The 23,876-nt window shown below is 68.3% G+C and carries 20 protein-coding genes; 12 read left to right on the forward strand and 8 right to left on the reverse strand.

What is annotated here, in order from left to right:
* The coding region (locus EBH09_RS13400) for an ROK family transcriptional regulator (RefSeq protein WP_238697306.1) at window positions 1-1,130 on the reverse strand (1,130 nt) is incomplete at its 3' end.
* 136 nt (window positions 1,131-1,266) lie between these two features.
* Here EBH09_RS13400 and EBH09_RS13405 point away from each other — a divergent pair.
* The 3 genes from EBH09_RS13405 (at window position 1,267) to EBH09_RS13415 (ending at window position 3,804) form a co-directional block, all read left to right on the forward strand.
* A complete protein-coding gene (locus EBH09_RS13405) occupies window positions 1,267-2,346 on the forward strand; it encodes a Gfo/Idh/MocA family oxidoreductase (protein WP_121747171.1) in 1,080 nt (359 codons plus the stop codon).
* Complete coding sequence (locus EBH09_RS13410; protein ID WP_121747172.1) at window positions 2,343-2,825, forward strand: heme-degrading domain-containing protein; 483 nt, start codon at window positions 2,343-2,345, stop codon at window positions 2,823-2,825. Before EBH09_RS13405 ends, EBH09_RS13410 begins: the two co-directional genes overlap by 4 nt.
* Window positions 2,826-2,931: 106 nt before the next feature.
* On the forward strand, window positions 2,932-3,804 hold the full coding sequence (locus EBH09_RS13415) for an LLM class F420-dependent oxidoreductase (protein ID WP_121747173.1): 873 nt from the start codon (window positions 2,932-2,934) through the stop codon (window positions 3,802-3,804).
* Window positions 3,805-3,902: 98 nt separating this feature from the next.
* Here EBH09_RS13415 and EBH09_RS13420 read toward each other — a convergent pair whose 3' ends face one another.
* The 3 genes from EBH09_RS13420 to EBH09_RS13430 all read right to left on the reverse strand — a co-directional run bounded on the left by EBH09_RS13420 (window position 3,903) and on the right by EBH09_RS13430 (window position 6,101).
* Complete coding sequence (locus tag EBH09_RS13420; protein ID WP_121747174.1) at window positions 3,903-4,760, reverse strand: fumarylacetoacetate hydrolase family protein; 858 nt, start codon at window positions 4,758-4,760, stop codon at window positions 3,903-3,905.
* Window positions 4,761-4,947: 187 nt separating this feature from the next.
* Window positions 4,948-5,685 (reverse strand): membrane protein insertase YidC, encoded by a 738-nt coding sequence (gene yidC, locus EBH09_RS13425; RefSeq protein ID WP_121747175.1) that lies wholly within the window; start codon window positions 5,683-5,685, stop codon window positions 4,948-4,950.
* Between the two features lie 104 nt (window positions 5,686-5,789).
* Window positions 5,790-6,101 (reverse strand): DUF6412 domain-containing protein, encoded by a 312-nt coding sequence (locus EBH09_RS13430; protein WP_193776315.1) that lies wholly within the window; start codon window positions 6,099-6,101, stop codon window positions 5,790-5,792.
* A 218-nt stretch (window positions 6,102-6,319) separates the two neighbouring features.
* Between EBH09_RS13430 and EBH09_RS13435 the strand changes: the two genes are divergently transcribed.
* The 8 genes from EBH09_RS13435 to EBH09_RS13470 all read left to right on the forward strand — a co-directional run bounded on the left by EBH09_RS13435 (window position 6,320) and on the right by EBH09_RS13470 (window position 16,731).
* The gene (locus EBH09_RS13435; RefSeq protein ID WP_121747382.1) at window positions 6,320-7,366 is read left to right on the forward strand and encodes an SEC-C domain-containing protein; all 1,047 of its coding nucleotides are present in this window, start codon (window positions 6,320-6,322) and stop codon (window positions 7,364-7,366) included.
* Window positions 7,367-7,463: 97 nt separating this feature from the next.
* Window positions 7,464-7,916, forward strand: coding sequence for an SRPBCC domain-containing protein (locus tag EBH09_RS13440; protein ID WP_121747177.1), 453 nt, complete (start codon window positions 7,464-7,466; stop codon window positions 7,914-7,916).
* 307 nt (window positions 7,917-8,223) lie between these two features.
* Window positions 8,224-8,679, forward strand: a complete 456-nt coding sequence (locus EBH09_RS13445) for a very short patch repair endonuclease (protein ID WP_238697288.1) — start codon at window positions 8,224-8,226, stop codon at window positions 8,677-8,679.
* A 98-nt stretch (window positions 8,680-8,777) separates the two neighbouring features.
* Entirely contained in the window at window positions 8,778-10,310 is a 1,533-nt protein-coding gene (locus EBH09_RS13450; RefSeq protein ID WP_121747178.1) for an ATP-binding protein, read from the forward strand.
* Window positions 10,303-11,271, forward strand: a complete 969-nt coding sequence (locus EBH09_RS13455; RefSeq protein ID WP_121747179.1) for a PD-(D/E)XK motif protein — start codon at window positions 10,303-10,305, stop codon at window positions 11,269-11,271. The genes EBH09_RS13450 and EBH09_RS13455 overlap by 8 nt, the downstream gene beginning before the upstream one ends.
* A gap of 20 nt (window positions 11,272-11,291) precedes the next feature.
* Entirely contained in the window at window positions 11,292-14,240 is a 2,949-nt protein-coding gene (locus EBH09_RS13460; RefSeq protein WP_121747180.1) for a Z1 domain-containing protein, read from the forward strand.
* A gap of 145 nt (window positions 14,241-14,385) precedes the next feature.
* Window positions 14,386-15,366, forward strand: a complete 981-nt coding sequence (dcm, locus tag EBH09_RS13465; protein WP_121747181.1) for a DNA (cytosine-5-)-methyltransferase — start codon at window positions 14,386-14,388, stop codon at window positions 15,364-15,366.
* Window positions 15,367-15,486: 120 nt separating this feature from the next.
* Window positions 15,487-16,731, forward strand: coding sequence for a DNA cytosine methyltransferase (locus EBH09_RS13470; RefSeq protein WP_121747182.1), 1,245 nt, complete (start codon window positions 15,487-15,489; stop codon window positions 16,729-16,731).
* Here the strand turns inward: EBH09_RS13470 and EBH09_RS13475 are convergent.
* From EBH09_RS13475 to EBH09_RS13485, 3 genes are all read right to left on the reverse strand, one after another.
* Window positions 16,720-17,508: a DUF6339 family protein gene (locus tag EBH09_RS13475; protein WP_345940934.1), complete on the reverse strand. Its 789-nt coding sequence runs from the start codon at window positions 17,506-17,508 to the stop codon at window positions 16,720-16,722. The two genes, EBH09_RS13470 and EBH09_RS13475, sit on opposite strands and share 12 nt — an antisense overlap.
* Before the next feature lie 134 nt (window positions 17,509-17,642).
* Window positions 17,643-18,611 carry a hypothetical protein gene (locus EBH09_RS13480; RefSeq protein WP_121747184.1) on the reverse strand — a complete coding sequence of 323 codons (969 nt, stop codon included), beginning with the start codon at window positions 18,609-18,611 and terminating at the stop codon, window positions 17,643-17,645.
* Window positions 18,612-18,614: 3 nt separating this feature from the next.
* Window positions 18,615-20,855, reverse strand: coding sequence for a helix-turn-helix transcriptional regulator (locus tag EBH09_RS13485; protein WP_345940935.1), 2,241 nt, complete (start codon window positions 20,853-20,855; stop codon window positions 18,615-18,617).
* A gap of 223 nt (window positions 20,856-21,078) precedes the next feature.
* On the opposite strand from EBH09_RS13485, the gene EBH09_RS13490 reads away from it, so the two are divergent.
* A complete protein-coding gene (locus tag EBH09_RS13490; RefSeq protein WP_193776276.1) occupies window positions 21,079-21,741 on the forward strand; it encodes an HAD family hydrolase in 663 nt (220 codons plus the stop codon).
* Here the strand turns inward: EBH09_RS13490 and EBH09_RS13495 are convergent.
* The gene (locus EBH09_RS13495; RefSeq protein WP_121747186.1) at window positions 21,722-22,996 is read right to left on the reverse strand and encodes a transcriptional regulator; all 1,275 of its coding nucleotides are present in this window, start codon (window positions 22,994-22,996) and stop codon (window positions 21,722-21,724) included. The two genes, EBH09_RS13490 and EBH09_RS13495, sit on opposite strands and share 20 nt — an antisense overlap.
* Window positions 22,997-23,876: the final 880 nt, after the last annotated feature.

Consider the following 23,876-nt stretch of genomic DNA (forward strand, 5'->3'; position numbering starts at 1 on the left):
ACGGTGCGGCCACCCAGCAGAACCAGGTCGATGTCGAGCAGCCCGACGAGGTTCGCGGCGCCCGCGCCCAGCACCCTGGCCGCCTCCGCGAGGTCGCCGCGGGCGACGGCACCGAGGCACAGGGCCTCTATGCAGCCGCGGGCGCCACACGTACAGGGCGGCCCGTCCAGCTGGACGACCTGGTGCCCGAACTCCCCGGCGCCGGTCCGGGCGCCCCGGTGCACGCCGCCGCCGAAGACGAGGCCGGCGCCGAGTCCCGTACCGAGGTGCAGGTAGGCGAAGGAGCCACCGGCGCCCGCGCCCGCGCCACGACCCGAGCGGCCGCCCGCGCCACCACCCGCGCCGCCGGCCGCACCACCGCCCTCTCCGCCACTGCCTTCGCCGCCACCGGCACCGACGAGACCACCGTCGCGACCACCAACACCGCCCCGCTCACCGCCACCGTCGCGACCACCCGCACCGCCCCGCTCACCGCCGGCCGCGAGACCGACCGCGAGGCCCAGCGCCGCCGCGTTGGTGTCCTTGTCGACGACGACCGGCACGCCGAGCCGCCGCGCCAGCGCGTCCCGCAACGGGAACCCGTCCCACTCCGGGAAGCCCGTGACCCGGTGCAGCACGCCCCGGACGTGGTCGAGCGGGCCCGGAAGGGCGACGCCCAGGCCGAGGAGGGTGGGCGCGGCGGCGAGGGCCCCTCCCGGCGGGTTCAGCGTGTCGGCGACCAGCTCCCCGGCCACCTCCGCCACCGCCTCCACCACGTCCGCCGCGCCCGCGCCCAGGTCCAGCGGGGAGCACCGCTCCCCCGCCACGGCACCGTCGAGGTCCACCAGCACCGCACGCAGCTCGTCCCGGTCCAGGTGGACGCCGAGCGCGTGGCCCGCCTCCGGCACCAGGCGCAGTACCGTGCGCGGCTTGCCGCCCGTGGACGCCCGGCGTCCGGCCTCGGCGGCGAGGCCGTCCTCCCGGAGCCGGGCGGTGATCTTGCTGACCGCCTGCGGGGTGAGCCCGGTCCGCTCGGCGAGCTCCAGCCGGCTGATGCCCTCCGCACCGGCGGTGCGCAGCAGGTCGAGCACCAGGGCGGTGTTGTGGCTGCGCAGGGCGAGCAGGTTGGCGCCCCCCGCCGCGAGGCCCACACCCGTACCCGTACCCCCACCCGCACCCGCACAGCCGCCGTACGCGCCGTTCCCGCCGATCCCGTCGTTCGCCCTGTTCACGCCTCCATTGTCCCCGGCGCTTGCACTTTGGCAACAGCGTTGCGAAAGTAGAGGCATGACTGGTACTCCTCCCGGCAGCCCCCTGCGCGTCGGCCTCGTCGGCTACGGCCTCGCGGGCTCCGTGTTCCACGCCCCGCTGATCGCCGCCACCGAGGGCCTGGCCCTGGACACGGTGGTCACCTCGAACCCCGACCGGCAGCGGCAGGCCCGCGCCGAGTTCCCGGACGTGCGGACCGCCGCCACGCCGGACGAGCTGTTCGAGCGGGCCGCCGAGCTGGACCTGATCGTCATCGCGTCCCCGAACAAGACACACGTACCGCTCGCGACGACGGCCCTGAAGGCCGGCCTGCCGGTCGTGGTGGACAAGCCGGTCGCGGGCACGGCGGCCGAGGCGCGCGAGCTGGCGACGCTGGCGGAGGAGCGCGGCCTGCTGCTCTCCGTCTTCCAGAACCGCCGCTGGGACAACGACTTCCTCACCCTCCGCAAGCTGCTGGCCCAGGATGCGCTGGGCGACGTATGGCGGTTCGAGTCGCGCTTCGAGCGCTGGCGGCCGAAGCCGAAGGGCGGCTGGCGCGAGTCCGGCGACCCGGCAGAGATCGGAGGTCTCCTGTACGACCTCGGCAGCCACGTCGTCGACCAGGCACTCGTCCTCTTCGGCCCGGCCACGCAGGTGTACGCCGAGTCGGTCGTCCGGCGCGCGGGCGCGGAGGCGGACGACGACACGTTCATCGCGATCACGCACGCGAACGGCGTCCGCTCCCACCTCTACGCCTCCTCCACAGCCGCCCAACTCGGCCCCCGTTTCCGCGTCCTGGGCTCGAAGGCCGGCTACGTCAAGCACGGCCTCGACCCGCAGGAGGCGGCGCTGCGCGAGGGGAAGCGGCCGGGCCCCGGCTGGGGCGAGGAGGACGAGTCGCTGTGGGGCCGCGTGGGCTCCGGGGAGTCCCCGCTCACCGGCGGCGGACGCGTGGAGGCGACCGTGGCGGGCGACTACCCCGCCTACTACGCGGCGGTGGCGAAGGCCCTGCTGGACGGCGGCCCGAACCCGGTCGGCGCCCGCGAGGCGGCCGCCGCCCTGGACGTACTGGAGGCGGCCCGCCGGTCCGCCCGCGACGGAATGGTGGTCACCCTGTGAGCACGTCCCCCGACACGGCTGTCCCGACCGTGGAGGAACTGGAGGCCCAGGAAAGCCGCCTGGTCTTCCGCCGGTTCACGAACGACGACGCGTGGGCGCTCGGCTCCCTCCTGGTCGAGCTGGCCCGGGAGCGCCGGGCACCGGTGGCCGTCGACATCCACCGCGCCGGCCAGCAGCTCTTCCACGCGGCCCTGCCCGGCTCGACCCCGGACAACGACGCGTGGATCGCCCGCAAGCGCCGGGTGGTGGAGCGGTACGGCTCCGCGTCGTACCTGGTCGGTTCCCGCTTCCGCGCCAAGGGCACGACGTTCGAGGAGTCCTCGCGGCTCGACGCCGACACGTACGCGGCGCACGGCGGCTCGTTCCCGATCACCGTGGCGGACGTCGGTGTGATCGGCTCGGTGACCGTGTCCGGGCTGCCGCAGGTCGAGGACCACCGGCTCGTGGTGGAGGCGCTGGAGCGGTTCCTGGGCGAGTAGCCCGAACGGCCCCGGGCCGCGCGCTCGGGGAATCACCGGTGGGTACCCGTGGTTGGCAGGCAGGTACGCAGGATGATCACGGTGCCCACCGGAGGGATCGCAACCGATGAACGACGCGACGGCTTCTCTGAAGGAATCGGTCGGACGGTACGGCGTCTGGAGTGCGCAACTGCGCTCCGAAGACCCGTCGGGCGGGGCCGAACGCGCTGAGGCCGCCGCCGAGTTGGAGCAGCTCGGCTACGGCGCCCTGTGGCTGGGCGGCAACACCGCGGCCCGGGACGCCGCCCCGCTGGTCGGGGCGACCTCGCGGATCGTCGTCGGCACCAGCATCCAGAGCATCTGGGAGCACGAGGCGCCCTCGGCGGCGGCGAGCTTCGCCGAGCTGGAGGTGTCCCACCCCGGCCGCTTCCTGCTCGGCCTCGGCGTGAGCCACGGCCCGCGGGTCGAGGGGTACAGCCGCCCGTACTCGACGATGGTCGGCTACCTCGACGACCTGGACAAGGCGGGCATGCGGGCCGGCCACCGGGTGCTCGCGGCGCTCGGCCCCAAGATGCTGGAGCTGTCCCGGGACCGGGCGGCCGGCGCGATCCCGTACCTGGTCACCCCCGAGCACACGGCGCAGGCCCGCGAACGCCTCGGCGAGGGCCCGCTGCTGGCCCCGGAGTTCAAGGTCGTACTCGACTCCGACCCGGCCCGCGCCCGCGCGACGGCCCGCGCCTACCTCGCCATGTACCTGCAGCTGCCGAACTACACCAAGAACTTCCTCAACCTCGGCTTCACCGAAGCCGACGTCACCGGCGGCGGCAGCGATCGCCTCATCGACGCCGTGTTCGCCTGGGGCGACGAGTCCACGATCCGCGCCCGCGTCGACGCCTTCCACGCCGCGGGCGCCGACCACGTGGCCCTCCAACTGGTCGAGGACGACATGACGTCCCTGCCCAGGGAGGGCTGGCGCAGGCTGGCTTCGCTACTGACGTGAGGTAGACGCCCCTGAAAGGGGCGCGGGGAACTGCGCGCCCAGCCACACACAACCCGCGGCCGACAAGGCACCCCATTCCCCGCGCCCCCAGCGGAGCGCTACGCGTTCTTCAGTTCCTGCCGCTGCCGCCCGAGCCCCTCGGCCTCCAGCTCGACCACGTCCCCCGCCCGCAGATACGGCTTCGGCTCGGGCTGCCCCATCGCCACCCCCGCCGGCGTCCCGGTGTTGATGACGTCACCGGGACGCAGCACCATGAACTGGCTGACGTACCGCACGACCTCCCCCACGGGGAAGATCTGGTCCGCCGTCGTCCCGTCCTGCTTCAGCTCCCCGTTGACCCACAGCCGCAGCGACAGCCGCTGCGGGTCGGGGACCTCGTCGGCGGTCACCAGCCACGGACCCAGCGGGTTGAACGTCTCGCAGTTCTTGCCCTTGTCCCAGGTCCCGCCCCGCTCGATCTGGAACTCCCGCTCGGACACGTCGTGCGAGACGGTGTACCCGGCGACGCAGGCGAGCCCTTCCTCCGCCGACTCCAGGTAGCGGGCCGTACGCCCGATCACGACCGCCAGCTCCACCTCCCAGTCGGTCTTGACGGAGCCGCGCGGTACGAGCACGGTGTCGTCCGGCCCGACCACCGTGTCCGGCGCCTTGAAGAAGACGACGGGCTCGGCGGGCGGCTCGGCCCCGGTCTCGCGGGCGTGGTCGTGGTAGTTGAGGCCGATGCACACGATTTTGCCGATGTGCCCCACGGGCGGTCCGACGCGCAGCCCCGTGCCGTCCAGGGCGGGCAGCTCACCGGCCTCGGCGGCGGCCCGTATCCGGCCGAGCGCGGCGTCGTCGCCGAGCAGCACTCCGTCGATGTCCGACACCACGCCCGACAGGTCTCGCAGGGTCCCGTCGGCGTCGAGCAGCGCGGGTCGCTCCGACCCCGCCGTACCGACTCGCAACAGCTTCATGATCCCCAACTCCTCGGTCTCGGGCAGCCCGCCCGATGAGGTGCGACCTGGGTGCGGCAGTAACGCGACACCCATCGGAGGACTGGTCGATCCTCCAAGGTCGGGGTCCACTCCGCAATACCCCGTTCACGTACTGGACCGTAGCCACGCCGTACGGCGTGGTCCGCGCCGCCCGCCCGCGGCGGCGTCAGCGGTACAGGACGGCCCGCTCCACGGCACTCCACGTCGTACTGGTGACGACGTACAGCGCGGCGGCCAGCGGCACCACCGCGACCGTGACGAGCGTGAAGAAGGACATGAACGGCATGACCTTGGTGATCGCCCCGAGCCCCGGCACCTGCTCCCCGTCGCCGGCACCACCACCGCGGCCGGCACCGGCCGACAGCATCGGCTGCTCGGCCATCGTCCGCTTGGTGAGCCGGTAGCTGAAGACGGCGACCCCGGCGACGAACGCGAACAGCGCGACGTACACGAGCCCCGCGCCTGCGACCGGCCCGCCGTCACCGAGCGCGTCCGCCCACCGCCCGCCGAGCGGGGCGGCGAGGAGCTGGTGCGAGAGCAGCTCGTTGGCCCGCCCGCCGATCGTGGAGCTGGAGAACAGGTGGTAGAGGAGGAAGAACGCCGGGACCTGGCACAGGCTGGGCAGGCATCCCGACAGCGGCGACACCTTCTCCTCGGCGTGCAGTTCGAGCACGGCCCGCTGGAGCTTCTCGGGGTTCCTGGCGTGCTCGCGGCGCAGTTCGGCGATCCTCGGCTGCAACCGGGTGCGCGCCTTCTGCCCGCGCGCGGCGGCCCGGGACAGCGGGTGGACGAGGAGCCGTACGAGGGCGGTGAACAGGACGATGGCGGCGGCCGCGGCGGACGCGCCGAACAGCGGCTGGAGCAGGTCGGCGAGGTGCTCGACCAGGCTGGCGAAAACGGACATGGGTGGGTGAGCCCTCCGGGGGTCTCGTCGTGCGTGCCGGGTGAAGGTGATGGCGGCATGACGACACGACCGGCGCGGGGCCAGGTACGGAGGTGGTACGTGCCCTACGCGGTGGTCGCCGGGAGGGCGTACCCGGGTGCCCGGGGCCGGCGGCGGCCGCGGGCGTCGGGATCGCGCTGGGGCAGGAAGGCCGTACGCAGGTCCCGGTCCCTGATGGCCGTACGCACCCGGGTGGGCGGCACGGCGGGCGCGCAGCGGGCGGCGATGACGGCGCAGACGGCGAGCGCGGAACCGACCGCGGCGGTCGCGGCGAGCGCGACGGTGGCGGAGAGGCTGCCGACGTCGACGAGGGCGACGGGAAGGAGTACGAGCAGCAGTACGAGCACGGAACGCAGGATGCGCACGAAACGCAGCATGTGCGAAGGAATGTCCGGGGGACGTGGGACGGCCCGGTCGCGGGTCATCGGCCACTCCCCCTCTCGTGCACGCGTTCGCCCCAGTTATACAGGAGCCGCCCGCGGCCCGGTACGGCACACCGCCGGGTGCGAGGACCACGCAGTGCCCGCTCAGCGGCCCGGACCTGCGCCCGGCGCGGAACTCACCTTCGTCCCCTCTCGGCAGTACGGTGTCCACCATGCGCCCCGACACGCCCGCCGAAAACGTCGACCACACCGCCGAAGCGGCCCGCCTGGAGCGGACCGCCGGCCTCTACCCCGAGGACGCCGAGGCCCTGCTCCTGCGCGCCGCGGCCCACCTGGAACTGTCCGGCGACCGCCCCGCCGCGACCAAGCTCTACGACCGCCTGCTGTCGCCCTCCGACACCGGCCCCTCCGGTCTGGAGAACCCGTCCCTGGTCCGTGCCCTCAAGGCCTCGAATCTGTGGGAGTACGACCACGAGGCGGAGGCCAGGGCGATCATCGACGGCGTCCGCGCGGCGTCACCGCGCGACCCGGCCCCCTGGGTGATCGTCGCCGAGGCCCTGGAGGCGCACGACGAGCTGGAGGCGGCGCACGAGACGTTCACGGAGGGCGCCCGCCTGCTCCTGACGGACGTGGCGGAACCCCCGTACTCGACCCATCCCCTCCTCTACGGCCGCCACCGCGTCCGCCGGATGCTGGGCCTGCCCCACGACGACTGGGACGCCCTGGCCGACACCCTGCACTCGATGCCGGTCTCCCTGGACGAGCTGCACGACCCGAAGCGCGTCTGGTCCCTCGGCTCGGACAACCCGGCGGACCTGGAGGCGGAGATTTCCCGCCTCCGCGCCGAACTGGGCGCCTACCGCGAGGCCCTGTCCCGCCCCTTCCCGGTGGCCATGCTCCACTGGCCGGCCGACGAACTGACGGAACTGCTCGACGCGTATCCGCCCCTCGCCGCCGAGTACCCCTCCTACGACGACCACCTGGCGACCATAGAGTCCGCACTGCGCGAGCTGGCGTCGTCCGGCACCCCGAACCTGGGCGTGGTCCGGGGGACGGTCCCGTCGTACGAGGCCTTCGCGGCCTCGGAGGGCGCTTCCCCGGCCGACCCGGCCCTTCTCCCCCAGTACGCGACGACGCTGGCGGCCCGGGGCCGCGCGGTGGCGTGGCCTCCGCAGCGCGGAGCGGCGTGCTGGTGCGGCTCGGAACAGCCGTACGCGCAGTGCCACGGCCTCGGAGGTCCCGCCGCAACGGACCGATGAGTTCCCGCCCCGCCGGACGTCTACAGGTGAAAGAGCCTTACGAACTCGCGAAGAGCGCAGGGCGTCGAGCCAAGTCACCCCAAGGAGACAGGACGACATGACCACCGAGCGGACAACCCCGGCGAACGGCTTCTCCTACACCCTGACCCGCACCCTGGACGCCACCGCGGCGCGGGTCTGGCAGGCCTGGACCACCCCCGACCAGTACGCCCAGTGGGCCCACGCCGCCCCCGGCTCCGTCGAACTGGACGTCCGCCCGGGCGGCGCCTGGAAGGCCACGATGGTCACCCCCGACGGCGCCGAGTTCCCCCTGACCGGCACCTACGTGGAGGTGGACGAGCCCACCCACCTGGTCCTCGGAATGGACGTCCCCGGCCGCCCCACCCCCGAGACGATGACCATGGAACTCACCGACCAGGGCCCCCGCAACACCGTGATCACCCTCCGCCAGACCTGCGACACGGCAGAGGCCCGCGACATGGCGGAACAGGGCAGCGGCATGCTCCTGGACGGCCTGGAGGGGTTCCTGACGAACGGGGCGAAGGGCTGAACCCTCGCTGTGGCGCCGGGCTCTCGTCCTCCCGGACCGGGACCGCGGGCGCCCCTCCGCCAGGAAAGGCGCCAGGAATGCGTGAACACTCTCGACCAAAGTGTCCACACGCTGCTCAGATGAGCACGGTGGCGGGAGCGTCGAGGCCACCCGGCCCTGCCGCTCGGCCTCGACGAGTTCTTCCACGGTGGCGGTCTCGGGACCGCTGCCGACGAGCGCCGCAGTAGGTGGTCCGGGGCCCGCCTCTCCCGCAGTCACCACTACGCCGAGCAACGACACCGGCCCCGGCCCGGCCCCGGCCGGCAGAATGGATGCCGTGTCCGGTGCTGTGCCATCCTCCGCCGCCGTGTCCGCCCGCATGAGCCGCCAGGGCTCGCGCGACACTGCTCCCGAGATTGCCGTCCGCCGTCTGCTGCACGCCGCCGGCCTGCGGTACCGGGTCAACGTGCCCGTGCCCGGGATGCCGCGTCGCACGATCGACATCGCCTTCACCAAGGCACGCGTCGCGGTCTTCCTGGACGGCTGTTTCTGGCACGGCTGCCCCCAGCACGCGACGCACCCGAAGGCGAACGCCACATGGTGGCGGGCCAAGTTGGACAAGAACATGGCGCGCGACCGTGAGACCTCGGAACATCTGCGAGAGCAAGGGTGGACGGTCTTGCGGTTCTGGGAGCACCAGTCTCCCGACGCCATCGCACTGGTCGTTCAAGAGGCCCGGAAGACCGCGAACCGTCCGGGCACATGCACAAGGGGTCAAGCCTGAGCGAGCTTACGCGACTGCGCGGGCCCATCACCCATTGTCCGAGCCTGGCGCTACGGTCACCATTGATCGCATCAAACCGTTGACCCCGAGGCGAGTAGATGAAGACGGATTGGCAATTCGACGTCCCCACGGCCGGAAGCAAGTTCCTGCCGCCCGACGCGCGTTACATGGAAGCGCTCAGCAGCCAGGGATACGCCTTCGAAGTGGCCATCGCCGACCTGGTCGACAACTCGATCGATGCCGGCGCCAAGGATGTCGTGATCCACTTTCTTCGGGACGGCGACCAACTTGTCAGCCTGTTGGTCGTGGACGACGGCAAGGGCATGACCGAGGAGGATCTGGACGTCGCCATGACCGTCGGTGGCCGCCGCGACTACGCGGACGACGCGTTGGGGATGTTCGGCACCGGTCTGAAGTCGGCGTCCCTGAGCCACGCTTCGGCGGTCACGGTCGTCAGCACGACCAAGCGGACCCGCGCCACGGGACGGCGCTGGTTGATGGAACGAGCCGTCTCGGGCTTCGAGTGCGACATCGTCGACCCGTCTTACGCACAAGCGCTCCTCGATCGCTACGCGGGGCGGCCCATCGTGTGGCAGGGCACCGTGGTTCGGTGGGACGGTGTGAAGGACTTCCCCAAGCACGGTGGCGGTGGCCAGACCGATCGCTATGTGCAGCGCACCATCAACAAGCTGGGGCTGCACTTGGGACTGCATCTGCACCGCTTCCTCTCACAGGACGACTTCAACATCACCATCGCGGTCGAGGACGTACGCACCAGCACCGTCTATCTCGCCTTTGGTGTGGAGCCTCTCGATCCGTTCGGATACCCGGTGAGTGGCGATCCGGAATATCCGCGGAGGTTCCTTGCTCCCGTCCCGTCCGTCGGAGACGTGCCACTGGAGGCACACATCTGGACGCCCAGATCCACGGTCGACGAGTACAAGGCCGTTGGCTCGGTCATCGAACGACAGGGTTTCTACTTCTACCGTCACGGTCGTCTGGTGCAAGCGGGCGGCTGGAACAACTTCCGGCAGTCCGAGCAACGACTTTCCCTCGCGCGTGTAGCCATCGACCTACCGAGCGTGGCGAACGACGTCTTCCGTCTGACCGTGAAGAAGTCCGGGGTCGACGCGTCTCCGGAGTTCACGTCCGCGTTGGAAAAGGCCACCGACGCGGAGGGCCGCACGTTTCTCGGCTACTTGGAGGCAGCAGACGCCGTCCACCGCGAGGCCCGCAGGCGCACCAGCACCACGCGCAAGGCGGTGATCCCTCCGGGGCGGGGCTTCGACGCGGCGCTTCGGGAGACGATCACCGAGGAACTGCCGACCATCCCGCATGAGGAGCCGATCGCGGTCCGCTGGCAGAAACTCGACAACGGCCTCTTCTTCGACATCGACCGGGAATCCCGGACGATCATCCTCAACCAGCAGTACCGAACGGCGATCCTCGGCGGGCGTCGAGGTGGGCTCAACGACGTGCCGCTCCTCAAGGCCCTGATGTGGGTCGTGCTGCACCAGGTCTTCGAGAAGGAGTACAGCGGCAGCCGGGAGAAGGACAACATCCAACTGTGGCAGTCGATCCTGGTCGCCGCAGCCAGAGCCGAGGCCCAGCGGGGCGGCGACGATGAATGACGGCCCACACGTACCCTGGTCCGAGGTCGAGTACTTCCTCGGCAGGAAACAGGCAACGACCTTCCCGCTCTCCGCGCGCTCGGCACACCCGCAGGTCTCGTACGTCGTCGGTCATGGAGGCCGGGACATCGCCCTCCATGTGGAACTGGACCGCCGGCACCGTCCGCCCCGGTCGACCCTGCCGACAATCCGCATCGATCACATAGCAGAGCAGGGAATGCGCCTGGCGCGCATCAGCACCACCGAGGTCGCCCTGATGCGCGACTTCCACGACATGCTGACGGCGGTGGCCGATCGCATCGTGGCCCACGGGCGCTCCCTGGACCAGGCGTTCGCGGAAACCGTCCGGGGTTGGAGCGCACTGTTGAGCCGCCCCCGCGGCCTGGACACGCAGAAACGTCTCGGCTTGATGGGCGAACTCGGCGCCATGTGCTCAGTCGCCGCCGCGTACGACTGGAGCACCGCCGTGCGCTCTTGGACCGGGCCGGAGGGCGAGGAGCACGACTTCGGTCTGCCCGAACTCGACCTCGAAGTGAAGACGACCGCGGCGGAGACCCGCCGCCACACCATTCACGGGTTCGGTCAACTGGAGCCCAAGCCAGGACGCCCTCTCTGGTTCATGTCGATACAGCTCACCCGAGGCGGCACGGCGGGACGCACGCTCGCGGAATGCGTCCGATCAGTACGCTCCGTGATCGACGAGAACGCACCGGCCGCACGCGACCAACTCGACCGCCGGCTGGAGTCGGCGGGCTGGACGGACGCACCCGACGACGAACGATGGTCACTCCGCTCTGCTCCGATACTCCTCGACTCCACCGCACTGCCTCGGTTCGACCCATCAGAGCTCACCGATTTTGTCCGAAACAGAATATCCGGCGTCCAATACACCATAGACGTCACAGGACTCGCGCCGACCCACACCCCGCCACCCTTCCTGAGCCACTTCCGACTCATCTGAAATCCCGAGGAACGCTGTCCATGAACAACGCAGAAGGCGTACGACTCACACTGCACAGGTCGGCACTCGGTGGTATGCAGGCAGGCCGGCCGAAGAACTTGCAACGAGCCCTGCAATACCAGGCAGAGGACGAGGGGCCCGAGGCGGAGGCCCTCGCCGACGAGACGGACTTCCAGCGCGCCCTGCGTTCGTCGCATTCCACGGATCAACTGGTGGAACTTTGGCGCAAGCAGCTCACCCAGTGGGACTACCTGGAAGGGCCCACCTGGTCGGAGACGGCACCCAGGTCCGACGAGCGTCGAGCCGCCGTATACGACCTGTTGACCCTCCAGAACGACACCCGAGAGCTGCTGACGTCGCTGATCCCCGTTCCCCGGGCGGACGGGACAGTGGTGATCAGTGATGAGTTCACTCCGTGGTACACCCCTCAATCGCAGCAGGGACGCGCTTGGTATTGGCCCGCCTACCGCCGCCTGCTGAGCGAGGGCAAGGGGTGGCCCGAGACTGCGGTCGCCGCTCTCGACCAGGCATCGGACCGGGTCGTGGAAAGGCTCGCGAACCCGATCGACGAAGCCGCCTACCAGGCCAAAGGCCTTGTCGTCGGATACGTGCAGTCCGGTAAGACCGCGAACTTCACGGCGGTCATCGCCAAGGCGATCGACGCCGGTTATCGTCTGGTGATCGTCCTGGGGGGCACGCTCAACCATCTGCGTGCACAAACCCAACGGCGCCTGGACATGGAACTCGTCGGCCGGGAAAACATCCTGCGGGGAGCGGCGGACTACGAGTCCGACTACGCGGACGACCCCGCCTGGCCGATGGGTAAATTCCTGTCGCACGAGGCGCTCCCCTCCACTCGCGGCGCCTTCGACATCGTCCGCATGACGACGCGCGACAACGACTACAAAAGCCTCTTGCAGGGCATCGTCGCGCTCGAATTCGAAAAGCAGGAACCAAATCTTCCGCTACACGACCCCCACAATCTGCATCGGGCTTCGGCACGACTGATGGTCGTGAAGAAGAACAAGAGCGTCCTCACCAAACTGGTCAAGGACCTCAACAAGATCAAGACCCCGCTCACCGAGATCCCGGTCCTCATAATCGACGACGAGTCCGACGAGGCTTCGGTCAATACAGCCAACCCTCGGAAGCCGGATGCCGAGCGCACCGCGATCAATCAGAAGATCTCGGAACTTCTTCACATGCTGCCTCGCGCCCAGTATGTGGGCTACACCGCGACCCCGTTCGCGAACGTCTTCGTGGACCCCGCCGACACGGAGGACATCTTCCCGAAGGACTTCATCGTCTCCCTGCCCCGACCCTCGGGCTACATGGGCGTACAGGACTTCCACGACCTCGATTCCGTGATCCCCGAGGCGGAACGCACCTTCGCGAACTCGAACGAGAAGGCTCATGTCCGTGACATTCTCCTCTCGGACGAGGAGGACGACGAGCCGCTTCAGCAGGCCATGGACATGTTCGTCCTGACGGCCGCGATGAAGCTGTATCGCGAGGAGCATGGGCTGGGCGACCGCTATTTTCAGCACCACACGATGCTCATCCACGAGAGTGTGCGCACCGCGGACCATCGTGAGCTACTGGCGCGGGTGACCAGGCTCTGGTGGAACGCAGGCTACTCGGGGGAACGCGGCCACCAACGGTTGCGCAAGCTGTTCGAGAACGATGTGCTCCCGGTGTCCCGTGTGCGGGCGGACGGCCACTCGGTACCGGCCTCATACGAGGAACTGAGTGAGCACATCGGTGCCGCCGCCATGCGTATCGGTGGCGACGACCACCCGATCATCGTCGTCAATGGCGACAAGGACATCGAGACCGGCGAGGCCGACTTCGACAAGCGCTCCATCTGGAAGATCCTTATCGGCGGGCAGAAGATGGCCCGCGGATTCACCGTGGAAGGGCTCACCGTCACCTACTACCGGCGCCGCACGAACAACGCCTCCACGTTGATGCAGATGGGGCGCTGGTTCGGCTTCCGCAAGGGATACCGGGACCTCGTCCGGCTGTACCTGGGGCGCGAGGAGACCATGGGTGTGAAGGAGGTCGACCTCTATGAGGCGTTCGAGGCGATCTGCCTCGATGAGGAAGCCTTCCGACAGGAGCTGCGACAGTACTCCGCACCCGTCGACGGAGAACCGCAGGTAACGCCCGATCGCGTACCGCCCCTCGTCTACCAACACTTGTCCTGGCTTCCGCCAGTGAGCAAGAACAAAATGTTCAACGCCCGACTGGTCAACAAGCGGACGCCCGGCAGGTGGGAGGAGCCCACCGCCTACCCCACGGGTGCACCCGCGCTGCGCCACAACACGGGCCTGTGGTTCCCCGTGCTCGAGTCCCTCTCGATCGCTCCGACCACATTCGAGTATTCGACCGGCGGCGAGACCCACGGGTTCGACGCGTTCACCGGTTCCCTGACCAGTGGGGAGTTCCTCGCGCTCGTGCAGTCGCTCAAGTGGGGTGCGGACAATCAGTTCGCCCCTCACCTCACCTACCTGACCGAAATCTGCGCTGGGGCGGCGCCGCAGGTGGACGACTGGCTCATCCTCGCCCCCCAGCACAAGACCGGAAACAAGAAGCTGGTGATCGACTCCTCCGAGCGCTCGTACTCCTGGTTCGGCCGCAAGCGCCGGCGGGGCCCGCTCTTCAGCGCCATCAGCGAACCGAAGCACCGCCCCAGCGCGTATCGCATCGCCGGTGCTCTCCCTCCGGGGGGCAATGCCGCAACCGAGCAACATGTGGCGGAACGACGCGGAGTGGTAGCGCTGTATCCCCTCGTCGAGCCCCAGCACAGGGAGGAAGCCGAGGCCTCGGGTCGGATCGACTCCGGCAAGTTGGTCATGGCGTTCGCCTTCGTGGCGCCGGCGGCGGCACACGGACGGGACGGGAAAGCGGTCGTGTTCACCACGGTCGATTCGTCGAACGACGCCATCATCACCCGCCAGCAGACATAGTCCGACGGCCCGACACGGTTGCACTGCGAGCCCGCCCGGTGGCGCGGAGCCCGCAGTGCGCCGTACGCATGCGCCCCTGGCATCTGAGATCCTGCCGCTCGAGACATGTCTCGCGACGGAGCAACATCCGAGGGGGAGCGACCACATGGGTGAGGGGCGATTCACGGCTGTCGAGCTGTGCTCAGGGGTGGGAGGACAGGCCCTTGGCCTCGAACGAGCGGGCTTCGAGATGACGGCGGTCGTGGACATCGATGAAGACAGTTGCCGGACCGTCTCGAATAACCGTCCTGACTGGTATGTGATCCACGCCGACCTGAAGCACCTGGATCCGCAGGATCACCCTCCACTCGATCACGCCGACGTCCTCAGCTGCGGCCTGCCCCGCTCCCCCTACTCCATCGCGGGGAAGCAACTCGCCACGAATGACTCGCGGGACACCCTTCAGGCCGTGTTGGACATGGCTTCCTTCGTACGTCCCCGGGTCCTTGTCCTGGAGAACATTCCCACCTTCCTTCGTGCTTCCAAGTTCGAGGCGCAACGTCTCAAGGTGCGCGAGGCCGTCGAGGACCTCGGCTACGAGATGGTCTCCACGGTGCTCGACGCCACCGATTTCGCGGTGCCACAGCACCGGTCACACGCGTTCATCGTCGCCATGCCTTCCGAGAACATGGCCCATTTCGAGTGGCCGACCCCGGAGCCCGGCCCATGCCCGACTCTGGGCGAAACACTGTTGACGTCGATGGGGTCCGGCGGCTGGTCCGGCGCGACCGAATGGGCCGAACGCGCCTGCGAGCCGGCGCCACTGATCATGGGTGGGGCGACGGGTCGCGGCGGTGCGGACTTGGGAGCGAGCCGGGCCAAGGCCATCTGGGCGCGCTGGGGTGTATACGGCGGCAGCATCGCGGACGCCGTGCCCGGAGCCGACTTCCGGCTCGATCCAGAAGTCGCGCCCCGCTTCGGACTGCCCCGGCTGACCGTGGCCCAAGTAGCCCTACTGCAGGGTTTTGAATCCAGTTGGCAGATCACCGGACGGAAAACCTCGGCCTATCGGCAGATCAGCCAGACGACGCCCCCTCCGGTGGCTGCCGCCCTGGGACGGCGCATCGCCGCCGCTCTGCGAAGGTGACCGTGTGCATCGGACGTAGGTCACCGACTTCCGAGCCCACCGAGTAGCCGCCCGGTCAATCCATGCCTTCAGGCCGAGGCGCCTGCAGGCTTACAACGATCACCATTAGACTCTGGGCTCATGACCACCATCAAGGCCGACAAGACTCCCGGCGGGACGCCGGCGGACTCCTCGATCACGGTGGTCGACCTCTTCTCGGGCGCAGGTGGCTTTTCCGCCGGTTTCCGGGCCTATGAGCCAGATGGTCCCGGAACGTCCCCTTTCCGATCTGTCGCCGCCGTGGAGTTCGACGAGGCGGCGGCGGCCACGTACGCCGCCAATTTCGGCAGCGCACACGTCGCGAATGTAGACATTGCGACCTGGGACCCAACGCCATACGCAGGGCAGGTCGACGTGATTATGGGCGGGCCGCCCTGCCAGGGCTTCTCAGCGCTTCACCGGAACAACCCCGAGAAGCCCAAGACGGACGACCCGCGCAATCGGCTGTGGGCCGAGTACGTGCGGGTGGTTCGTACCATCCAGCCCAAGATCTTCGTTCTGGAGAACGTGGACCGCTTCCTGACGTCCCAGGAGTTTCAGAGCCTTCAGGAAGCCGTCTCCGAGGGGGGCGACCTCTCCAACTACACCCTCCGCTCGGACATCCTGAACGCTGCCGACTACGGCGTGCCCCAGGCCCGTAGACGCGCGATCGTGATCGCCACCCGCAATGATCTCGGTGAACCGCTGGAGCACCCGCGTCCTACACACACACGTGACACGACGACCTCGGCGCAGGCGCGCTTCGCAGAAGAGGAAGGCACATTCGTGGAGGCGCTTCCCTGGGTCTCTGTTCAGAGCGAGGTATTCGACCTCACGCCCGCCGAGACACCGTCGGTCGACCTGCCGGAGCGCACCGACAAACCTCTGGGGGTCGTCCTGCCCGGCCCGTATCGGACGACCGAACTCCACATCGGTCGCAATCCCACAGACCTGTCCCTGGCCCGGTACCGAGTCATCCCCAGGGGTGGCAATCGACACGACCTGACCGGCAAGTTCGCCAATATTCACGGCGTCGAGACGTATCTCTCAACGACCAGTTGGGACAAGCACAAAACAGGCTCCGGCGATGTCATGGGTCGGATGCACGCGGATCGTCCGGCCGTCACGATCCGCACGGAGTTCTACAAGCCCGAGAAGGGGCGCTACCTGCACCCCACGCACGACCGCCCGATCACTCACTACGAGGCCGCTCTCATCCAGGGATTTCCCTCCGATTTCCAGTGGTTCGGCTCCAAGGTTCAGATCGCACGGCAGATCGGTAACGCGGTGCCGATCGGCCTGGGGAAGGCACTGGCGCGAGTGATCCACGAACGCCTAGAACGGTGAGTACGTTTTGTCGAGGCTGACTCCCTCGTTGCTGCGTCCCGTTCCTATCCTCCCCTCCTCCTTCCCTCTGACCGGGGCCTCGGCGAAGAGTTGCGCAAAGCGTCGGACCAACTCGTCGACAGAGTCACCCGGAACACAGCCGTCGTCGGGTCCAAAGGGAAGGTTGTCGAGAGACACGGGCCCCGCGTTCTCCGCCTCGTCGATCCAGTAGCGGCGCGAATCGGCGTCTGGCGCCTCGTCCGGAGCGAGGACGTCGTAGACGAGCGTGCCGGCGGCCGTGTTGATCGCCGTCCCCAGCGCGTTCACGTCACGGCCCGTGCGCACCAGCCCTTTCTCCAACAGACGGACGACGGCGCGTGCCGTGGGACGGTGATCGATGACCGCCAGGCGCAGCATCGTGTTAAGGACGTCCTGATTTTCGCAGGCCAGGCGCGCCGGCTCGTAGTCGTCTCCGTCCCTGAACAACTCCGCGGCCCACCAGAGGCGGGCGAAGGTTTGCTTGTAGTGGAGGCCGACGAAGCGGTCGGTGGTCGCTCGGTCGCCCTCCTTGGTCACTCCCTTGTGCCGCCACAGCACATAGTCCGGTGCCACCACCATGGCCAGGAAGTTCCAGATCCTCGTGTCCGCCGCTTCCCTCCTGGTGATTCTGAGAGTCGCGTGCAGTCTTGGCGCCAGCCAGGCGTCGGCCGTCGCCCGGTCGCCGTCGTGCCGGCGCATGGCGACATCGATCAGCTGCCGCAATGGTTCGACAGTCCATCGCGCCGCCGGCGTGCCCATCGGTTCGCTCCCGCGTATCAGGGCGAGCTGGGGTGGCCTCTCCCGCCCCGCGAGCACGCTGTGAGTCAAGTATCTGGACGCGACGACGTCAGGCAGTAGCGCGATCTGCTCGGGCAGATCGCGGGACGTAGTACTCATCGTTCCGTCTCCACGTCGCGGCTCATGGCTCTCAGGCCGTTGGCTATGTTCTTGGGCGTCTTGGCCCGTCGGGCCGCCGCGTACTGGATTCGAGGCTGCAGTTCCTGCCAGCCGCCCTCGGTGAGACGCAGGTGGACCTCCATCAGCGCGTCCGAGATCGAGAGATCGGGCAGGACGTCGGGCAGCATGGAGCGGAGAACACCGTCCCGCCATCCCGTGGGCCACTGTGGTCTTCCCTCGTCGTCGCACTCCAGGTCGCCGACCGCCGCGTTGAACATGGCGGTCCACGCCTCGGCCGCGATCTGTGCGGCGAGCATGCCCCGTACTGCCCTCTCCACGGGCGCTCCGCCACCGTTCAGGAAGTCGACGAGGCCTTCGAACCCGGTGTTGAGATGCACGGTGGGCATGTCACCGGTCGTTTCGACGACCCAGGGAGCATCCTGGAACGTCTGCAACCAGGTCTCGGACCCGTTACGGAAGTCCGTCTCGTGGATGTTCAGTTCCTGCTTGCGCGCGGGTATACGCTCATCGAGCTCGACGATCCAGGACTCCTCCGCCATGCCGACGAGTCGTCCGGACTCACCGTCCACCGTGGCTGCCACCGCTACCGTGAGTGATGCGCGCGTCAGGTGGGCGTCGCGGTGGAACACAAGACTACCGCTCCACCAACCCGCGTCGGAGCGCCGAAGCCGGGCGGTCGCCCTGGCGTTCGTCGAGGCCTCGGTGAGGGCCGCGAGGCAGGCCACATCGTCCCAGGGACCATCGGCGAGTTCCTTCTCTGGCAGAACGACCCGCAGGTCCAGGCGGGCCTCGTCCCACCTGGATCGCTCGACCTCGTGAAGCGCCACCACCTTGTGATCCCGCGAGATCATGGACAGCGGGAGCGGTCGACCGTCCAGCTTCACGGCAGTGACCTCAAGCGTGATGTCGCCGGTCAGAACCGGGTAAGGAAAAACGGTGTTCACTGGTCACCTCCCCTTCTGAAGGTCGACGACCACGCGCGCCATCCTCCCCGTCACGGGGTGACTGGACACCTCGGTGACACCTTCAAACGAAGCGCTCGTGGCTCCAGCCTCAAAGTGGAGCACACCTTGCTCCACTCGGCAGTTCTCGCCGGCTATGAGCTTCGCCCAGGAGATCGCGGGTCTGGAGCCGGACCGTACCTCGAACCGGGCGGTCGGCGTCATCGACCACGGATCAGTGCGTCTCGGTAGTTTGACCTCGACCCTCACATTCCAGGCACCCCGCGCATCGACACTGCCCTCCACATGGCGCACCACCGGGTATCTGTCCGGCCTGCGGGCTCCGGTGGTGTGCGCGTCGATGCGGAGCAATTCCCGCAGCACCGCCGGCCCGCCAGTCTTCACCCGCTCACGACGTCCTACAAGCACGCGTACTGCGACCAACATGTCCTTCCGGAAGTCCTCGATGCGCTGTCTGGCACCACGGACATAGCTGGTGACGAGGTCCTCCGTCTTGGTCCAGTCGTTGTGCTCGGGCGGCTCGGAGGTGCGCAGGAACTGCTCGGCCGCGTGTGCCTCCGGGGCGTCCGACCCTGTTGCCCGCCCCGCCAGCAGGACCGCCTGGAAGGCGTCGGTGCCGAGCGGAAGGTCGGTCACCCGTCGCGTCATGACGGTCATCCGATTTCCTCGCATGCACACCAGCCGGTTCGGCTCCCGGTCGTTGTCGTCGGCCGCCGTGACGAGGAGCACGGCATTGTGCTCCGCGCTCTCCTTGCGCGGAGCACCCTTCTCCGGGGGCACCCGTAGCGGAACGTACGCCACGGCCACCTGTGTGGTGTCGGTCCGCTGCTCGACGGCCTCACCGTTCAGATACGCACTGAGCGCCCGAGTACGGGCGGGCTGGTGCACGGCCGGGTCGACCCGCTGCTCGGGGATGACAACGTTCCCGTTGCGCAGGGTCGTGACCGAGGCCTCCAGAACCGGCCTGCTGTCCCGTCCCGAGGTCATGGCGGCCCAGAAGTTGTCGGCGAGTGCCCGGACCAACTTCTCGTGCATCTCCTGGAGCGTCTGCGCGTCACCCGCCGCATCGTGCGCACCGACGATGAGGAAGGACGTACCCGGATCACGTCCTTCCCGCTCCAGACGCAGTGACCTGGTCGTCGTCTCGTCCGCCCACCACGAGCGTGCGGTGCCCTCTCGTCCGGGCTCAGTATCGGTCTCGCCGAAGCCCGCGAGCCCTGCGAAGTCTTCCCCGCCTTTGCTGTGCCAGGGCAGTTCGAGGCGTCCGTACAGTCGACGACTCGTGCGGCCCTCATGTGCGCCTGACAGGGTGCTGTTGACCAGAACGAGGCCGAGCCGACTGGTCGCCCAGAGCGTGATCTTCCCCAGTCCGTACGAACCTCCGGCCGTGCTCCTACCCTTGTGGCTGTTGAGCTGGTCCCGGAGAACTGCAGCGAACTTGCTGTCGTCCCCATAATCCGGGCCCGTCAGGCCGGTGCAGTTGTAGTCGTCCACTCGCAGGAGTAGCAGGGAATCCGACTCGGTCATCTCGCGAAGCCCCTCCGCAATGACCCTTCCGACCTTGTGTCGATCCGTGGCGGAGGCCTCGAAGTGCGGCCGTATCTCGTCCCATTGCAGTGCGTCGAGAAATGCGCGCAAATGCTCGCCCGACAATTCTTCAAGTGTGTACCGGACTCGTACCGGGCGCTTCGGATCGAACTGCTCATCGAGACTGTTCTGCGTGGCCTCACGGGCGAGCACAGCCAGGTCCGCGTCGAAAGCGAACGCCGCAGCGTTGCCGAACTCCCGCCCGCCGTCACGGTGTGCCGGTCGGTGGTGCCAGTTGAGGGCGCTCGGAGGGAGCACCTGGGCGGCACGTCGCAGCACCGCCTCCTCTTCGACACCGAGCGCGGCGGCTATCGCTCGCTTCCTGTCCTCGCGAGGCTCGGCACGCCCCGTGGTCCAGGCGGACACTGCGGCCGGCGTTACTTCAAGGGCCTCTGCCAGCGCCGACTGTGTCATCCGACGCAGTCGTAGCTGTCTCTCAAGCCAGTCCCCGAAATCCTGCCGCTGGTCCGTTGCTTCCACCATGCCCCCAAGTCCATCGAGTGGATCAATGGATGATAACAAAAAGCGTTTGATGCGGGCCTCTAACAACAAAATTCGTTTGTGGGGCAACTTGAATGCCAGGGAAGCGGCGCGCGTCCCGGCGTACGGGTCCGGGGTACCCGATGGGGTGTTCTGCACGGCCTGCACCCGGGACGCGCCATTGCGTTGAACACGAAGTCGGGCCGGATACGCCAGTTTCGACCCTCGCGGTAGATGAAGCCCCGGGCGGCGAGCAGGACGGTATCGAGCCATGGTCGCCACCACGAGGTCAGCGCAGCCGGCGAGTAGATCGGTGAGGCCGTTGGCACGTTCGACGACATCGCACGCTCCCTCACCATCCGACGTTTCGTAACCTACGGGCATGATGCGCGCAGTGGTTTTCGACGTCGGTGAGTGTCTCGTGGACGAGACCCGTGAGTACGGAGCGTGGGCCGACTGGTTGAGGGTGCCCCGGCACACCTTCCACGCGATGTTTGGAGCCGTGATCGCCCAGGGACGTGACTACCGCGAGACCTTCCAGGAGTTCCGCCCCGGATTCGACCTCTACGGTGAGCGCGAGAAGAGGGCCGCCGCCGGGCATCCCGAGACCTTTGGTGAGGCTGACCTGTACGAAGACGTCCGAGCGTCCCTTCGACAGCTTCGCGCCGATGGACTCTGGCTCGGCATCGCAGGCAACCAGACAATCCGCGCAGGACGCATCCTCCGTGAGCTCTTCTCCGCGGACGTCGACCTGATCGGCACCTCCGACGACTGGGGTGCGAGCAAGCCCGACCCCGAGTTCTTCAAGCGGGTGGTTGACGCGGTGCCCTTCGATGTCGACGAGATTCTGTACGTCGGTGACCGCTGTGACAACGACATACGGCCGGCGCGCGAGGCGGGCATGCACACCGCGCTCGTGCGTCGTGGTCCTTGGGCCACTATTCAGTGGGACAGCGACGAGGCCAAGGAATTGCCGACCTTCCGTATCGAAAGCCTCTCCGAATTGGCTGACGTGATCGCACAGTTCAACGACTCAGCGCGCTGACCGTCGTCGACCAGTCGTACAGACGGTCGTCCAGGTCGCGGACGCAGCGCTCGTGCTGGTGAGGGGCGAGGGCACGACGGACCTCGCGCACCCGGTCCATGCCGGTCGCGTACCAAGTGAGCGCCAGCTGATCAAGGGCCTGCCCCGCGTACGCGCAAGCTCCCTCGGCGTTGCCGGAAGCGGCCTCGACAGCGGCCAGATCGCCGTACACGACGGTGCGTTGTTTCTCCTCACCGGACGTCATGGCTTCGAGGGCCTCCAACAGTGTTTCGCGAGCCTGCGGAAGATGACCCGCGAGCAGTTGGGTGTTGCCCTTGAAAGCCGCGAGCCTGGCCGGGGAGAACCAGTCCATCCACTCAGGTGACCGGTGCTCGCTGCCGTCCCCCAGGACGTCTTCTGCGTGGCCGATCAGGTGCAGAGCGGTGCGAGTGTCACCACACCTCGTCTCGCACTCGGCCTCGACCGCGTCCAGCCAGGCCAGGAACTCGGCCGACGCGGGAGCGCGGCGCGCGTATGTGCGTGCGGCGATCATGCGCTCGAGAGCCGCGTCACGGTCTCCGGCCCAACCGGGAATGAAGGCCATGTGCGCGATGATCGCTGAACCAAGCAGCGGAGCGTCGGCTTCGCCCGCCGACTGCAGGGCCAGTAGAAGTGCCTCGTGTGCGAAGCTCGGCTCGCGCAGATCGAAGAACTCGATCCGTCCTGCTAGGAGGTACGTCTCCGCCAGCGCTGCCGCGATCACTCGGCGTGTGGGTTCTGCGGTCTCCGGGAGCAAGGCGCAGCCCAGCGTGGCATGGGCCATGACGGCAGGATGAAGTTTGGCCGGAGCGACCGACCAGTAGAGCCGCCGGTGGGACTTGGTGACTGCCTCGAAGTCAGTCCCTACGGTGACCGGTTGAGCGGCCGCGACGGCTCGGCCAGGCGTCACTGTGAGCCCCATGGCGGCCGTTCCCCCCGCGACCAGCGTGCGGCGCACCGGATCGGTTTTCGGCCCGTCGGAACCCCACGGTGGAGCGAACCCGAGTGCTTCCATGCTCTGACCCAGCAGGTGTGTGAGTACACGCTGGCAATCCGGCTGCGGCCAAGGAGGGTTGTCCGACTCCCAACGACGAACTTGTCGCGCCCCGATGGACAGGCCGCGAAGGCCCATGCCTTTGGCGTGTTCCGTGAGGGCATCGGCCAGGTCTTGCTGCGAGTTGAACCCGGCTGCTACGCGCGCGGCTTTGAGTCGGACATTGCCTGTCGGCCTGGACACGGTCACCTCCCGATGACGGCTGCTGAGCCGAGCCTCCCACAGTAGGTCCGGTGCACGACCCTTCACCACCCCTAGGTGGTCACTGATGTCCCATCAGAGCCCTGAAGAAGGCCTATGAAAGTCCTAGGAGCGGACGTTCCGCCGGAGGAAGCTGATCGGCACACCTCATCACGATCGATCGCAGGAGGCAGGCTGTGTTCACACAGGAGGCTCTGGACAGAGCCATCTCCGAGTGGCTTGCTCGCAGTGCCCCGAGTCCGGAGCGGGCTCGGCGGGAATGGGCCGACCAGGGCGTCGCGCTGCTGCCGCTCGGTGACCGGTTCGCGGCTGTGCGCATGACCGCACGTGTTGTTCATGCCGCTGTTGAGTCCGAGGACAGAGACCGAGTCGCAGTCACACTTGGCGAATTGCTCGGAGGATCGATCATCTACGACCGTCGAGTGGCGGGCGGTACGTACTACGCGTTGATCCAAGGGCATGCCGCTTCAGTGTGGGCGTACGACGACATCGTGACCTGCCTCGGCAGCGGCACCTACCTGGGAGTTCCCCGAATCGACCGCCAGCAGCCCCCTGGCACGTATTGGGTCGTCCCGCCACGGTACGAAGGTGATCTGTGCGCCCCGCGAGCAATCACCACGCTGGTGCGAGACGGGCGAGCACGACTGGCCCGGCAAGTCGGACAGACCCGGGTTCTCACGTCCGTGTCGTCGACGAAACGGAGTCAGCGGATGGTCACCGCGACGGCCCAGGCCCCTTGGGCACTCAGGTTGGTCACCAACCGCTCGCCGCTCGCCCCCACCCCCGCCCCTTACGCGACGTGCCGGGTCATGACGATGCCCGCCGATGTCGACAACGACGCGGCCGCACTGCGCGAGGCGCT

Origin of the sequence: Streptomyces sp. E2N166 (genome assembly GCF_003671715.1) — a bacterium.
Classification (GTDB): Bacteria; Actinomycetota; Actinomycetes; order Streptomycetales; family Streptomycetaceae; genus Streptomyces; species Streptomyces thinghirensis.